Here is a 13470-nt window from a genome sequence, read left to right on the forward strand (position 1 = left end):
GCGACGCGGAAACCCTGTGGGAGCGAGCCTGTGGTTATTGGGGGGTTAGTTATCACGGTTAATTTAACTTTACGTGAGGATTTGGCGATCTGTCGGCTTCCATACTCGGCTCCAACGAATAACAACAAACGCCGGGAGCCCATCATGTCGCCGATACCTGCTTCATCCCATCCGCGTTGGCTCCGGCTCACCCATTGGCTGAACGCACTCGCCGTGCTGGTCATGGTCACCAGCGGTTGGCGCATCTATAACGCTTCCCCGCTTTACGACTTCAGTTTTCCCAAGGGCATCACGCTGGGCGGCTGGCTCGGCGGTGCGTTGCAATGGCATTTCGCGGCGATGTGGTTCCTCGCCATCAACGGCCTCGTCTACCTGGTCATCAACCTCGCCAGCGGCCGACTGTCACGGCGCTTTTTCCCGGTGTCGCCCAAAGGTGTCTTGCATGACCTGTGGGCCGCGTTGCGCGGACGCCTGGGGCATGCCGACTTGAATCATTACAACCAGGTGCAACGGCTGGCGTACCTGTTCGTGATGGTCGATATCACGCTGCTGGTGATCTCCGGGCTGGTGTTGTGGAAGTCCGTCCAGTTTCCGCTGTTGCGTGAATTGCTCGGCGGCTACGAAGCGGCGCGGCATGTGCATTTCATCGCGATGGCGCTGTTGGTGGCCTTTGTGGCGGTGCATCTGGTGATGGTCGCGCTCGTTCCCAAAACGCTGTTGGCCATGATTGTCGGTCGCAAGGAGTCCGTATGAAAAAGCGCACCGAGGGACTGGACGAGTCGTCCATCCTGAAAGACGCCCGGAAAATCATTGCGCCACAGATCGAGGACCGTTCACGCCGCTCATTCCTGATGCGTGGGTTGACCCTCGGCGGCGTGGCCATGTTGTCCGGTTGCAACATCACCGACAACGACAGCGTCGAGACTGCGTTGTCGTCGATGTCGCGGTTCAACGATCGGGTGCAGGGCTGGCTGTTTAACCCCAATGCACTGGCGCCGACCTATCCGGCGTCGATGATCACCCGGCCGTTTCCGTTCAATGCCTTTTACGGCATCGACGAGGCACCTACCGTAGAGGAAGAAAGCTATCGACTGGAAGTCACCGGACTGGTCGCCGACAAGCGCAGCTGGCGTCTCGAAGAGTTGCGCGCGATGGCACAGAAAGAGCAGATCACCCGGCATATCTGCGTCGAAGGCTGGAGCGCGATCGGCCGTTGGGGCGGTGTGCGGTTCAGCGATTTCCTGAAACGGGTCGGTGCTGATACCGACGCGAAGTATGTTGGCTTCAAATGCGCCGACGACTACTACACCAGCATCGACATGGCCACTGCGCTGCACTCACAAACCCTGCTGGCGCTGACTTATGACGGCGCGGTGCTGCCGCGTGAATACGGCTTCCCGATGAAGCTGCGCATGCCTACCAAGCTCGGCTACAAAAATCCCAAACATATCCAGGCGATTTTCGTCAGCAACACCTACAGCGGCGGCTACTGGGAAGACCAGGGCTACAACTGGTTCGGTGGCAGCTGACGGCACCCGACAAATTCACCCACCCACAACCTGTGCTTCAAGGAGTTTCATCATGAAAAAGTTGACCACCGTCGTTCTGTCCATGTGCCTCGCCATGGGCGCTGCCAGTGTGTTCGCCGCCGAAGCAACCAACGGCATGAGCAATGACAGCATGAGCAAAGACTCAATGTCCAAGGACGCCATGAAAAAAGACACGATGAAAAAGGACACCATGAGCAAGGACACGATGAAGAAAGATGCCATGTCCAAGGATTCGATGAAGAAGGACGAGATGAAGAAGGACGCCATGAAAAAGGACAACATGTCGCAGTAATCCAATAGAGCGCGTTCCCCTGCAGGAGCAGAGCTTGCTCGCGAAAGCGGTGTGCCAGCCGACATTTTTGTTGCCTGACACTCCGCTTTCGCGAGCAAGCTCTGCTCCTGCAGGGGGGGCATTCCAGGGTATGAGCCACCTGATTTCGTCGACGCCGTGTATCAAAAATGAATTTCCGCCGAGCCCGCTGCTCATACCTGTAAGCAGCGGATTTGAGCCCGCGAAATCATTAGGCAATCAGGGAGTGGCAAAGTCATGTGTCCAGAATCGATGGCGGGCGAGCACCTTCCTGGCGGGTTGATTCTTGTGGTTGAGGATGACCCGCTGATCCTGGAGTTTCTCTGCGAAATTCTTCAGGAGGAGGGTTTTGTCGTTGAACCGCAGGTCAGCGCGGATGCGGCGGCAGATTACCTGGAGCAGCACGCCAATGAGGTACGGCTACTGCTCACGGACATCACCATGCCCGGCAAACTCAATGGCGCAGACCTGGCCAATCTGTTCGGCGACCGCTGGCCGGACAAGCCGATCATGATCATGTCCGGCTTCGAAACGCCGGAGAGTTCCGGGGTGAGGCATGAAGTGTCCTTCATCAAGAAACCCTGGGCGCTGGGGCAATTGCTCGATTGCGTGGAAGGTGCACTGAAGTCGCGCCGCACCTTGTAGGCGCTGCCGCAGGCTGCGATCTTTTGACCTTCAAAGCGAAGATCAAAAGATCGCAGCCTGCGGCAGCTCCTGCGCGGGTCGTGTACATTGCTGACAAATCTGCCCGGCTCTTGCGAGAGGAAGCTCATCCTTGTCAGCTCAACATTCGGTTTTCAACAAACCTTATCGCGCCTTTCTGTTTGATATGGACGGCACCGTCCTCAATTCCATCGCCGCCGCCGAGCGCATCTGGACCACCTGGGCGTTGCGTCACGGGGTGGATGTCGAGTCCTTCCTGCCAACCATTCATGGCGCCCGGGCCATCGACACTGTTAACCGCCAGGGCTTGCCGGGTGTCGATGCCGAGGCTGAAGCGGCATGGATTACCCAAGCGGAAATCGAGGACGTCGAGGGGATTGTCGAGGTAGGCAGGGCGGCGGACTTCCTGGCGTCGCTGCCGGCCAGTCAGTGGGCCATCGTGACGTCTGCGCCCAGGGCGCTGGCGCTGCGACGGATGGTGGCGGCGGGGATTCCCGAACCGGCGGTGATGGTCACGGCGGAAGATGTCAGCGCCGGGAAACCTGATCCGGCGGGTTATCGATTGGCGGCCAGACGGTTAGGCGTCGAAGTGACCGATTGCCTGATTTTCGAAGATGCCACGGTGGGCATTCTCGCGGCGGAGGCGGCGGGGGCTGACCTTGTGATCATCACCTCGACCCATGAACATCCGATCGAAACACCGCATGCGACGATGGTTAGTTATGACTCGGTTGCCGTCCAAGTGGACTCCACCGGCCAAATCCGCTTGGTCACGATCTAATGTAGGAGCGAGCCTTTGTGGCGAGGGGATTTATCCCCGTTCGGCTGCGAAGCAGTCGTAAAAGAGTTGCTGCGGTGTGCCTGATTCAATATGACTGTTGGTTTGGGGCCGCTTCGCAGCCCAACGGGGATAAATCCCCTCGCCACAAAGGTTCGCTCCCACATTTGGAATGGGTTTCTTCAGTACACACCGGGAATCAACCGCCAGCTGCGGCTGCAATACGCCTCATATTCACCACCAAACTGCGCACGCAGCAGCGCTTCTTCGGCGTGAATGCGGGCGATCAGCGGGATCACCGTCAGTGCTGCCAGCAACAGGCCGACGCCGGAACGAAAAGCCAGCGCCCAACCCAGGGCAATGACCAACATCCCCAGATAACTGGGGTTGCGCAACGTTCGATAAATCCCGTCGGTGACCAGTCGGTGCCCCGGTTGAATGGCCACCAGACCGCTGAAACGCTTGCCCAGCACAAACACCGGCCACAGGCGCAATACGCCGCCGACGATGAACAGCAACGCCCCGAGCCAGCGCACGCCTTCGCCACCGAAGGTCCAGACATCGATCCGGTCGGTGTAGGCCGGTAAAAAACCGCTCACTGTCCCGATCACCCCGAAGGCCGGCAGCACCCAGCGATTGGCCCGGTCTTCCCGTTCGCCCGAGCTGAGATTGACTTCGGTGAACAGCGACGCGATCGCCATCACCAGGGTCGCCAGGGCAACGACCACCAGCGCGGCATGGGAGAAAAACGCGGCAAACCCGCCTAACCCCCACACAGCGAGCCCAAGGTAGGCGAGGGTGCTCACGATGGCGAAAAACGCCAGTCTGGCCGAGATTTTCATCCATAACTCCAAACGTGAATCTGACACCCCTCATTGTAGGAGCTGCGCGTCAGGCAGAACGCGCATTGCGCCGAATCACCTGCGGCGGCTGCCCGAACGCCCGAAGAAACGCTTCACGCATACGCCGGCGATCACTGAAGCCGGCTTCGGTGGCGATCTGATCGAGGTTCAATCGTCCGCGTTCCAGCATCTGTCGTGCCGCTTCCAGGCGCAGGTTTTCAACGGCCTTGGCCGGCGACTGGCCGGTTTCGGCTCTAAACGCCCGGCTGAACTGACGCGGGCTGAGGCGCGCCACTCCCGCCAGTTGTTCCACCGACAACGCCTCGGCGAGATGCTCCCGGGCATAGCCGAGCACGGTCTGGATGCGGTCGGATTTCGGCTCCAGTTCCAGCAGTGCCGAATGCTGGGACTGGCCGCCCGCACGCCGGTGATACATCACCAGTTTTTGCGCCACGGAGCGGGCGAGTTCGGGGCCGTGATCCTTTTCGACCATCGCCAGCGCCAGGTCGATACCAGCGGTCATCCCGGCGGAAGTCCAGATCGATCCGTCAATCACGTAAATGCGGTCCTCTTCCACCTTGATCGCAGGAAACCGCGCTTGCAGTTCCCGTGCATAAGCCCAGTGTGTGGTCGCCCGCCGTCCCTCGAGCAAACCGGCCTGGGCCAGGACGAACGCCCCGGAGCAAATCGACGCCGTGCGCCGCGCGGTTTTAACGCTGGCGCGCACGTAATCCAGCACACCCTCGGGCGCCTGTTCGAGAATGGCATCGCCGCCGACCACGATCACCGTATCGAACACCCGCTCATCGAACGCCTGGGTGCCGACACTCAACCCCCCGGAAGCACGCAAGGTGCGGCCGTCCTCGGACAGTACGCTGACGTCGTAAAGCGCTTCGCCGGCGCTGAAGTTGGCGTACTCGAACACCGGCATGGCCGCCAGCGCCATGGACTGGAAACCCTCAAACACCACAAACGCCACGGAAGTCATCGAAAGGCCCTCAAAAGGACATGTCCTAAAAGCGTACTTTAAACGTCATTTGAGACGAGCGTCAGTCCATTTATAACAGTCACACCCGGCGAACACCTCGCCTCACTGTGAAGGACACTGAACATGGCTCTCTCATCCAAAGGCACCGCCCTGATCACGGGCGCCTCATCCGGCATCGGCGCGGTCTATGCCGATCGTCTCGCGCGTCAGGGTTACGACCTGATTCTGGTCGCCCGCAGCCAGGCCAAACTGAACGCCCTGGCCAATCACCTGAGCAACGAGACCGGTCGTGCCGTGGAAGTCGTCGCTGCCGATCTGAAAGACAAGGCCGATCTGCGCCGGGTCGAAGGGATTCTGCGCACCGACGCCAGCATCACCTTGCTGGTCAACAACGCCGGGGTCGGTGCGGTCATGCCGCTGCTGGGCAGCCCGGTGGATGACATGGAAGACATGATCACCCTCAACGTCACCGCACTCACGCGTTTGGCCTATGCGGTGGCGCCCGGCTTCGTCGCCCGGGGTAACGGCACCGTGATCAACATCTCCTCGATCGTGGCGATCGCCCCGGAAATCCTCAATGGCGTGTACGGCGGGACCAAGGCGTTCGTTCTGGGGCTGAGCCAATCCATGCACCATGAACTGGCCGACAAAGGCCTTCGCATTCAGGCCGTATTGCCGGGCGCCACCGCCACCGATTTCTGGAGTGAGGCCGGCAACCCGGTGGAAAACCTGCCGCAGGAAATCGTCATGAGCGCCGAGGACATGGTCGATGCCGCACTGGCCGGGCTGGCGAATGGAGAAGTGGTGACGATTCCGGGCCTGCACGACGGCTCGCAGTGGGACCGTTACGAAGCGCAGCGCAAGACCCTGTCAGGCTTGTTCGGCAACTCGGCGGCGGCACCGCGTTATCGCTGAAACGGCAAGCTCGGGCCTGGGTGATCTAAGCTTGGATAAGGACCGTTCAACACCGACTTGTTGAAGAACCCAACAGGTCGGTGTGCGTCCGAGGAGTCCACCATGCTTCACATCAGAACCCCCCTGATCCTGCACCCGGGCTTGTCGACCGCCACGCGGCGGATCTGGCTCAAGCTGGAAAACCTGCAACCCAGCGGCTCGTTCAAACTGCGTGGCATGGGATTGTTGTGCACCCAGGCAAAGGCCGAGGGCAAGCGCAAGGTGGTCTGTCCTTCGGGGGGCAACGCCGGTTTTGCCACCGCTGTCGCGGCGGCCAGCCTGGGGTTGCAAGCCTGCATCGTGGTGCCGCACACCACCCCGGAAAGCACGCGCGCGAGGATTCGCAAAACCGGCGCCGACGTGATCGTTCACGGCAAGGTCTGGGACGACGCCAATCAGCGGGCGAAGGAGCTTTCACAAGGGGCGGACACCGAATACGTGCCGGCCTTCGACCATCCGGTGTTGTGGGAGGGCCACAGCACGATGATCGATGAGATTCTCGAGGACTGTCCTCAAGTCGATACGCTCGTGACGTCGGTGGGGGGCGGTGGTTTGCTGGCAGGCCTTCTCACCGGATTGATCCGGCATGGCCGCATGGATTGCCGCATCGTCGCCTGCGAAACCGAAGGCGCGGCGTCATTTGCGGCCGCGATCAAGGCCGGGCATCCCGTCAGGCTTCCGCGCATCGACACCGTGGCCACCTCGCTTGGCGCAGCTCAAGTGGCCGCCTGGCCAGTCGCGCACATCCTCGATTTTCCTCACGAGTGCGTGGTGCTCGGCGATGACGAAGCGATCATGGGCGTGGTGCGTTACGCCAGCGATTTGCGGCAGCTGGTTGAACCGGCGTGCGGTGTTTCGTTGGCCGTCGGTTATCTGGACCACCCGGCGATTGCCGAGGCCCATGACGTGGTGATCGTGGTGTGCGGTGGCGTCAGCATCAGTGCACAACTCGTTGCCGGATGGGCGCGTGCATCCGCGCCAGGCGCGAAGTAGACGAAAAGCGAAGCAGGGCTGCGAACGCCTGTCCAGGTGTCACAAGCCCCACCGCGACTGTTTCCGCCGTCATTGTCCGGCAGCGGCGCCTTCCTGGACGAGAATGGCTCTGGCCAGGTCTTCGTCGCTGGCGTTCAGTCCGGGATTGTCCTGGCGGATCTGCTTCATGACCGACTCCAGGTACACGCCACGAATCGCACCGCCACTGGCCACGAAGCTGGAGGCGTCATCCCGGGCGGGAATCATGAGTTTGTCGTCCTTGAAGGTCGAGTACAGCGAAGCGGAAACCCCGGCCGACGTGGCCACATCGCCCGCATCCACTTTCGCGAAAGCCGAGCCGAAGGGTAAGCACAACACAAGGGAAGAGATAATGATCAGGCGGCGCATGACGGTGTCCTCCGAAAGCATGAAGCGTAAAGGAAGTACCACACAGTTTAGGATATGCGGCGACCGTCAGGAGTTCCTTGCGGCACAAACTATCACTTCGACCAGCAGCCGCGGATCCGCCAGTCGTGCCTCGCCACACGCGCGGGCCGGTGCGTGCCCAGCCGGAATCCAGGCATCCCACACGGCGTTCATCGCTTCGAAATCCGCCATGTCGGCCAGCCAGATGGTGGTTTGCAGCAGGTGTTCCCGGCTCGAACCGGCCTCGACCAGCAAGGCATCCACCCGCGCCAGCGCGTCGCGGGTCTGGTCGGCGACCGAATGGCGGGGGTCGCCCACCTGGCCGGCGAGGTACACCGTGTCGCCGTGGATGACAATCTGGCTCATGCGTTGATTGGTGTGTTTGCGCGCGATGGTTTGCATCAAGGGTTCTCCTGTGGAATGACGTCGCTCAGAAGCGTTGCACGGAAAAACTGTCCAGCCATGACGGTGCCTTGCCGGCGATGCAGTCGGCGACCAACTGGCCGGTGGCCCCGGCCAGCGTCAGGCCCAGGTGCTGATGGCCGAAGGCGTAGATCATTCGCGGCTCGTTCGGCGACGGGCCGATGACCGGCAATGAGTCAGGCAATGACGGACGGAACCCGAGCCACTTGCGCGCGACCGGAGCGGTCAGGCCCATGACCCGGCGCACGTGGCGCTCCAGATAATCAAAACGCTGCGGATTGGCCGGGTCGTTGATCGAGCCCAGTTCCACCGTGCCCGCCACCCTCAGGCGTCCGGCCATGGGCGTCATGTAGAACGCGCTTTCCACCGGGCAGCAGGGGCGGTTGAGCAGGGTGTCTTGCAGGTCGAATTCGATGTGGTAGCCGCGCTCGGTATCCAGTGGAATGTGATCCCCGACCTGCCGCGCCAGCGCCGCCGACCAGGCGCCGCCACACAACACGACGCGATCCGCGCGATAGATCTGGCCTTCGGCGCTCAGCAGCTGCAGGCCGTCGGGCTGGCGTTGCACGCCGGTGATCGTAGCCTGATGCAAGGCGCCTTCGGCAATCAGTGGTGCCGCCAACGCCTCGATGAAGGCTCGCGGGTCATCCATGTGCGACGACTCGGGAAACAGAATCCCGGCCACGGCTTTGCCGGCCAGCGCGGGCTCAAGCTGTTCGACATCCGCGGCGTTCAACACTTGCTGCGCAATGCCCAGGGAACGGCGCAACTCGATGGATGCCTGGGCGCCAGCAAACCCTTGCTCCGTTCCGTAGGCGTAGATGCAACCGTTGTGGCGCAAATGCTGATCGGCCTGCGGACAGTCCGCCAGCAACGGCGCATAACCGCTGTAGGTGTGCTGGAGGATGTTGCTCAGCGCCAGGGTGTTGGCTTCGCAACGCGAGGCCCGGCATTCATTGAGAAACCGCAACAGCCAGGGCATCAACCGGGGCAGGCGCGCCCAGTTGATGACGAAGGGCGACTCTTTCGAAAACAGCAGCGACGGAATCGCCCCCAGCAACGATGGCTGGGCAATCGGCATCACGCCATAAGGCGCGAGCGTGCCGGCATTGCCATAGGACGCACCGGCGGCAATCGCCTCGCGCTCCAGCAACAACACCTGGTAACCCTGGCGACGCAGCCACAGGGCAGTGGCAACGCCGACAACGCCGGCGCCGATAACGGCAATTTCGCAATGAACGGGTTGTGTCATGTCCTCAGATCCGGTTGTGCATGTAGAGGTGACCCTGGCGTGCCAGTTGGCTGATAACGCCCAGGGCTTTGATCAGATGCTCGCGTGACAGAGCAGCCGAGATGTTGATGCGCACCGCTTGCGGCGAGAGTTCCGGGCGCAAGGTGAAGGCACCACCGGCCAGCAACACCACGCCACGGTCCTGGCACAGACGGGCAAAACGCGACCCGGTCCAGGGTTCCGGCAGCATCAGCCAGGCGTGGGTGCCGGTGGCGCTGTGCTGGAATTCCAGGCCTTCAAGGTGAGTGGCGAGCAATGCCTGGCGGATGCGCAATTCTTCGCGCTGTTCCGCCACCAGTTGATCGGCGTGACCGTCCTCGATCAGCCGGGTGGCAATCAGCGCGGTCAGCGGCGAGGTGCTCCAGCAATCGATGCGCTGCATGGCGGCGATGTCTTGCACCAACGGCTGCGGTGCCATGACAAACCCCATGCGCAACCCCGGCGCGATGCATTTGGACAGGGCGGAAATGTAGATCGTCCGCTCCGGCATCAATGCCGCGAAGGGTGGAGGCGATTGATCGAGCAGCGGTCGATACACATCGTCTTCGATCACCAGCAGGTTGGTCTCCCGGATCACCGCCGCCAGCGCTTCGCGGCGTTCGGTGTCCAGGGTGAGGGCGGTCGGGTTGTGAATCGACGGCACCAGGAACAGCAGCCGTGGCTGATGTTCAGCGCAGGCCTGGCGTAACGCTTCGGGCGACATGCCACGGGCATCCGCATCGACGCCGACCAGGATCAGGCCCAGCGAGCGGCAGAGGGCATTGATGCCTTGATAGGTGACGCTGTCGGCCAGCACGGTGTCGCCACTGTTGGTCAGGCTGCGCAACGTGCTGGCGATGCCGTGCTGGGCGCCTTCGACGATCAGCATCTGCGAGGCTTCGGCCTGCACGCCGGTGTGGCGCAACCATTGCGCGGCGGCTTCGCGGGCCCACAGCGGGCCTTCGGACGGGTGATAGTCCTTCATGTCGCCAAAACGCGGATCACTGGAAAGACGCGGCAGCAACTGCGCCAGCACCCGATTGAAACCATCGGTGGCGGGGCGGTTGACGCTCAGGTCGACCGTGCCCGGGTCGTTGCTCGGTGCCGACTGGAACTGCGCCGCCGGATGTCGAAGCTGCGCGACTTGAGTGCCGCGCCCGGGGCGGCTTTCCACCAGGCCTTTCTGTTGCAGCACGGCCATGGCTTTGGTCACGGTGGTGATGTTCACCCCCAATGCGCTGGCGAACTCACGGTGGGGCGGCAAACGCTCGCCCGGTTTCAGCTTGCCGTTGCCGATCGCCTCGGCCAGTGAATCCGCCAATTGGGCGTAAAGGGTTTCCGCTTTATCACGCTGCAAGGCCGCACTGGCCTTGAGCTCGTCCAGCAGTTGTTCGAATTGACTCATGGTGCTTTATCCCTGCTTGTCATGCTTGCGGCAAGACAATAAGCAAATTTGTATTGCTTTTTATCCGATACAAGGCCCATTGACAAGCTAAAAAACCGTGATTAGTGTGTGAGTTGTAATGCTTGTCATGCAACACAATAAGAAAATGGCTGCCATGCTCAGCCCAACGGGTACGCACATGACTATCAACACCTTCCAGCCGGGTTCGCCCTTGGCGCACCGACACCACCGACATTTCTGCCTGCCAGCGGGCGGCACAGGATATCCGGTGTGTTGTCCCCCTCGCACACATTCTTCGATGAAATTATCCGGTCGAGCGACCCCACCCCAGCACGCGGAGGTCATCCAATGAGCAATGCCCACCCAACCGAGACAAAACCCGGCCAGCAACGCCTGAGCGGCGCTTTGCGTCAGCGCCACATCACCATGATTTCCCTCGGCGGGATCATTGGCGCCGGCCTGTTTGTCGGCAGTAGCGCAACGATTCAGGCGATTGGCCCTGCAGCCTTCCTCAGTTATCTCGCGGCCGGCATCGTGGTAATGCTGGTCATGCGCATGCTCGGCGAAATGGCCGTGGCATTGCCCGGCGTCGGCTCTTTTACCGAGTACGCCCGGATCGGCCTGGGCAATTGGGTCGGTTTCACCAGCGGCTGGTTGTACTGGTATTTCTGGGTGATCGTGGTGGCGGTGGAAGCGGTGGTCGGCGCCAACATTCTTGAGCAATGGATTCCGTTGCCGGCGTGGATGATCGGCCTGAGCCTGTTGGCAATCATGACCGCCATCAATTGCCTGTCGGTGAAGTCCTATGGCGAATTCGAGTACTGGTTCGCTTCATTGAAAGTGTTCGCGATCATCGTCTTCATCTTTGTGGTCGGCGCCTACCTCTTCGGTTTCGCACCGAGTACCAACGATCTGCTGGGTAATCTGGTGAACGACCGCGGCTTCATGCCTTACGGCGTCAGCGCGATTCTGGCCGGTGTGCCGACGGTGATTTTCGCCGTGGGTGGTGCCGAGATCGCGACCATCGCGGCCGCTGAATCCGACGATCCTTCGAAGAACGTGGCGAACATGACCCGTTCGGTGATCTTCCGCGTCATCACCTTTTATGTCGGCACGATTTTCCTGATTGTCTGCGTGGTGCCGTGGGGTCAGATCGTGGCCGGGCATTCGCCGTTCGTGGCGGCGCTGGAGGTCATGCGCATTCCCGGCGCGGCGATGATCATGCAGGCGGTGGTGCTGGTGGCCGTGCTGTCGGCGCTGAATTCCGGGCTGTACGTGTCCTCGCGAATTCTGTTCGGCCTCAGTCAACGCGGCGACGCACCAGCGAAACTGTCGACCCTCACCGGGCGCAAAGTGCCGCGGGCCGCCGTGCTGCTCAGCAGCGTGATCGGCTACATCGCGATCATGGCCGCGATCATTTCTCCCGAAGGCGTGTTCCTGTTTCTGGTCAACGCTTCCGGTGCGGTCATGCTGTTTGTGTACCTCGCCGTGGCGCTGGCGCAGATCAAGGTTCGCCGTCAGGTCGAAGCCACGGCACCGTCCCGACTGACCCTCAAGATGTGGCTGTTTCCGTGGCTGTCCTATGCTGTGGTAGCCGTGATTGCGGGTGTTTTGGTCGCCATGGCCTTCCAGGAATCCTTGCGCACACAGTTCCTGGCCAGCCTCGTCAGCCTTGGTGTGGTGTCCGCCGCTTACCTGTTGCTCAAGCGCCGTCGCCAGTCAGCCCACAAACCCCACGTCAATGCCAGCGACATCCTGGCGGGCTTGCCGACGCGGTCGTGAAACGTTCAGGGAACTCGGGCCACGGACGGCGGCAAGGCTTGTACCGGTCAACAACAATAATTTGCCCAATAGGTGATCTATGTCCGATTTCAAGTTTGATACCCAGGGTTTCTCTCGACGTGGCCTGCTCAAAGCCACTGGCTACGGTTCGTTGGCCGCTTTGGTGGGTAGCGCGATGGGGCCGATGTCCTTCGCCTTCGCGGCCGGAGAACCGATCAAGACCGTGCGCCCCGGCTATCTGACCGCTGCGTGCCTGGGCGACATGCCCCTGGGCGCAATGCGTGACGGTGTGCCCATCGGCACCGATCTGGAATTGCTGAAGCTCATCGCCGACCGCCTCGAACTCAAGCTCGATGTGCTGACCATGGGTTTCCCGGCGGTGGTCGAAGCGGTGAGGTCGGGCCGCGCCGACTGGTTCGGCGGCAACTTCGCCTGGAACCCGATGCGCTCGAAGATCCTGCTGTTGACCGACCCGGTGTTCTACACCGGTGCCTACGTGATCATGCGTGAAAGTGAGCCGTTCACCGACTCCATCACCGTGAACGACGTGAAGGGCCGCACCATCGGCGCCATCACCGGTTATTTCACTATCCCGGACATGAAGAAAATCCAGGGCGTCAAGGAGGTCAAGCTCTACGACAACACCGACTCCTGCCTGCGCGACGTGCGCGCCGGACGCCTGGATTTTGCCGTCCTGGATGCGCCGACCATCGACTACATGATCCTTCAGGACCCGAGCCTCAAGCTCAAACAGATCCCCATGGCCTACGATGAAAAATTCCCCAGCCTGACCGCCAAGTTCGAGGCGATCTGGGGCGTTCATCCGCAGCATCAGGACTTGTTCGATGGCATCAATCAGGGCCTGCGCTGGTTGAAATCCACCGACCAGATCAAACCGGTCCTCGCCAAGTACGGGATCAAGAACCCCGACTACCTGGTGCCGCCGTCCAAGGACCCGCGCATCGGTGTGGACCGCGACGAAAAGGGCAACCTCATCGGGCCGTTCGAACATCCAGCCCGTGATTTCAGTCAGGCCTTTGCCTGAAACGAGGACCTGACTCATGGCTGAATCGACTCCACTGGTGCGGATCGAAGGACTGTACAAGT

At 61.3% G+C, this 13470-nt stretch carries 15 protein-coding genes; 9 read left to right on the top strand and 6 right to left on the bottom strand.

From position 1 onward, the window contains the following. Positions 1-144: 144 nt before the first annotated feature. From J2Y86_RS30065 to J2Y86_RS30085, 5 genes are all read left to right on the top strand, one after another. Positions 145-753, top strand: a complete 609-nt coding sequence (locus J2Y86_RS30065; protein WP_253439991.1) for a cytochrome b/b6 domain-containing protein — start codon at positions 145-147, stop codon at positions 751-753. Continuing rightward, the gene (locus J2Y86_RS30070; protein WP_253439994.1) at positions 750-1529 is read left to right on the top strand and encodes a molybdopterin-dependent oxidoreductase; all 780 of its coding nucleotides are present in this window, start codon (positions 750-752) and stop codon (positions 1527-1529) included. The genes J2Y86_RS30065 and J2Y86_RS30070 overlap by 4 nt, the downstream gene beginning before the upstream one ends. A 52-nt stretch (positions 1530-1581) precedes the next feature. Beyond that, positions 1582-1842, top strand: a complete 261-nt coding sequence (locus J2Y86_RS30075) for a pentapeptide MXKDX repeat protein (RefSeq protein WP_253439996.1) — start codon at positions 1582-1584, stop codon at positions 1840-1842. A gap of 255 nt (positions 1843-2097) precedes the next feature. Next, positions 2098-2505, top strand: coding sequence for a response regulator (locus J2Y86_RS30080; RefSeq protein ID WP_253439999.1), 408 nt, complete (start codon positions 2098-2100; stop codon positions 2503-2505). A gap of 130 nt (positions 2506-2635) precedes the next feature. Continuing rightward, positions 2636-3304 carry an HAD-IA family hydrolase gene (locus tag J2Y86_RS30085; protein WP_253440003.1) on the top strand — a complete coding sequence of 223 codons (669 nt, stop codon included), beginning with the start codon at positions 2636-2638 and terminating at the stop codon, positions 3302-3304. 179 nt (positions 3305-3483) lie between these two features. On the opposite strand, the gene J2Y86_RS30090 is transcribed toward J2Y86_RS30085, so the two are convergent. Together J2Y86_RS30090 and J2Y86_RS30095 are read right to left on the bottom strand one after the other, a co-directional pair. Beyond that, positions 3484-4143 (bottom strand): methyltransferase family protein, encoded by a 660-nt coding sequence (locus tag J2Y86_RS30090; protein WP_253440007.1) that lies wholly within the window; start codon positions 4141-4143, stop codon positions 3484-3486. A 49-nt stretch (positions 4144-4192) separates the two neighbouring features. Further along, positions 4193-5131 (bottom strand): GlxA family transcriptional regulator, encoded by a 939-nt coding sequence (locus J2Y86_RS30095; RefSeq protein ID WP_253440010.1) that lies wholly within the window; start codon positions 5129-5131, stop codon positions 4193-4195. 123 nt (positions 5132-5254) lie between these two features. Between J2Y86_RS30095 and J2Y86_RS30100 the strand changes: the two genes are divergently transcribed. Next, positions 5255-6046 (top strand): SDR family NAD(P)-dependent oxidoreductase, encoded by a 792-nt coding sequence (locus J2Y86_RS30100; RefSeq protein ID WP_253440013.1) that lies wholly within the window; start codon positions 5255-5257, stop codon positions 6044-6046. Positions 6047-6148: 102 nt separating this feature from the next. Further along, positions 6149-7078 carry a pyridoxal-phosphate dependent enzyme gene (locus J2Y86_RS30105; RefSeq protein WP_253440016.1) on the top strand — a complete coding sequence of 310 codons (930 nt, stop codon included), beginning with the start codon at positions 6149-6151 and terminating at the stop codon, positions 7076-7078. 69 nt (positions 7079-7147) lie between these two features. Here the strand turns inward: J2Y86_RS30105 and J2Y86_RS30110 are convergent, their stop codons facing one another. The 4 genes from J2Y86_RS30110 to J2Y86_RS30125 all read right to left on the bottom strand — a co-directional run bounded on the left by J2Y86_RS30110 (position 7148) and on the right by J2Y86_RS30125 (position 10581). Beyond that, positions 7148-7465 carry a DUF2388 domain-containing protein gene (locus J2Y86_RS30110; RefSeq protein ID WP_253440019.1) on the bottom strand — a complete coding sequence of 106 codons (318 nt, stop codon included), beginning with the start codon at positions 7463-7465 and terminating at the stop codon, positions 7148-7150. 66 nt (positions 7466-7531) lie between these two features. Beyond that, complete coding sequence (locus J2Y86_RS30115; protein WP_253440022.1) at positions 7532-7885, bottom strand: RidA family protein; 354 nt, start codon at positions 7883-7885, stop codon at positions 7532-7534. A 28-nt stretch (positions 7886-7913) separates the two neighbouring features. Then, positions 7914-9158 (bottom strand): NAD(P)/FAD-dependent oxidoreductase, encoded by a 1245-nt coding sequence (locus J2Y86_RS30120; RefSeq protein ID WP_253440025.1) that lies wholly within the window; start codon positions 9156-9158, stop codon positions 7914-7916. Between the two features lie 4 nt (positions 9159-9162). Beyond that, the gene (locus J2Y86_RS30125) at positions 9163-10581 is read right to left on the bottom strand and encodes a PLP-dependent aminotransferase family protein (RefSeq protein WP_253440028.1); all 1419 of its coding nucleotides are present in this window, start codon (positions 10579-10581) and stop codon (positions 9163-9165) included. A 348-nt stretch (positions 10582-10929) separates the two neighbouring features. On the opposite strand from J2Y86_RS30125, the gene J2Y86_RS30130 reads away from it, so the two are divergent. Further along, entirely contained in the window at positions 10930-12363 is a 1434-nt protein-coding gene (locus J2Y86_RS30130; protein WP_253440031.1) for an amino acid permease, read from the top strand. Between the two features lie 79 nt (positions 12364-12442). Beyond that, positions 12443-13408 (top strand): ABC transporter substrate-binding protein, encoded by a 966-nt coding sequence (locus J2Y86_RS30135; RefSeq protein ID WP_253440034.1) that lies wholly within the window; start codon positions 12443-12445, stop codon positions 13406-13408. Positions 13409-13470: the final 62 nt, after the last annotated feature.

This window comes from Pseudomonas migulae, assembly GCF_024169315.1.
GTDB lineage: Bacteria > Pseudomonadota > Gammaproteobacteria > Pseudomonadales > Pseudomonadaceae > Aquipseudomonas > Aquipseudomonas migulae_B.

Excerpts from the sequence above, each read along its gene's own strand:
- J2Y86_RS30065 (WP_253439991.1), top strand. The coding sequence starts at position 145 with ATGTCGCCGATACCTGCTTCATCCCATCCGCGTTGGCTCCGGCTCACC.
- J2Y86_RS30070 (WP_253439994.1), top strand. The coding sequence starts at position 750 with ATGAAAAAGCGCACCGAGGGACTGGACGAGTCGTCCATCCTGAAAGAC.
- J2Y86_RS30075 (WP_253439996.1), top strand. The coding sequence starts at position 1,582 with ATGAAAAAGTTGACCACCGTCGTTCTGTCCATGTGCCTCGCCATGGGC.
- J2Y86_RS30080 (WP_253439999.1), top strand. The coding sequence starts at position 2,098 with ATGTGTCCAGAATCGATGGCGGGCGAGCACCTTCCTGGCGGGTTGATT.
- J2Y86_RS30090 (WP_253440007.1), bottom strand. The coding sequence starts at position 4,143 with ATGAAAATCTCGGCCAGACTGGCGTTTTTCGCCATCGTGAGCACCCTC.
- J2Y86_RS30095 (WP_253440010.1), bottom strand. The coding sequence starts at position 5,131 with ATGACTTCCGTGGCGTTTGTGGTGTTTGAGGGTTTCCAGTCCATGGCG.
- J2Y86_RS30100 (WP_253440013.1), top strand. The coding sequence starts at position 5,255 with ATGGCTCTCTCATCCAAAGGCACCGCCCTGATCACGGGCGCCTCATCC.
- J2Y86_RS30105 (WP_253440016.1), top strand. The coding sequence starts at position 6,149 with ATGCTTCACATCAGAACCCCCCTGATCCTGCACCCGGGCTTGTCGACC.
- J2Y86_RS30110 (WP_253440019.1), bottom strand. The coding sequence starts at position 7,465 with ATGCGCCGCCTGATCATTATCTCTTCCCTTGTGTTGTGCTTACCCTTC.
- J2Y86_RS30115 (WP_253440022.1), bottom strand. The coding sequence starts at position 7,885 with ATGCAAACCATCGCGCGCAAACACACCAATCAACGCATGAGCCAGATT.
- J2Y86_RS30120 (WP_253440025.1), bottom strand. The coding sequence starts at position 9,158 with ATGACACAACCCGTTCATTGCGAAATTGCCGTTATCGGCGCCGGCGTT.
- J2Y86_RS30125 (WP_253440028.1), bottom strand. The coding sequence starts at position 10,581 with ATGAGTCAATTCGAACAACTGCTGGACGAGCTCAAGGCCAGTGCGGCC.
- J2Y86_RS30130 (WP_253440031.1), top strand. The coding sequence starts at position 10,930 with ATGAGCAATGCCCACCCAACCGAGACAAAACCCGGCCAGCAACGCCTG.
- J2Y86_RS30135 (WP_253440034.1), top strand. The coding sequence starts at position 12,443 with ATGTCCGATTTCAAGTTTGATACCCAGGGTTTCTCTCGACGTGGCCTG.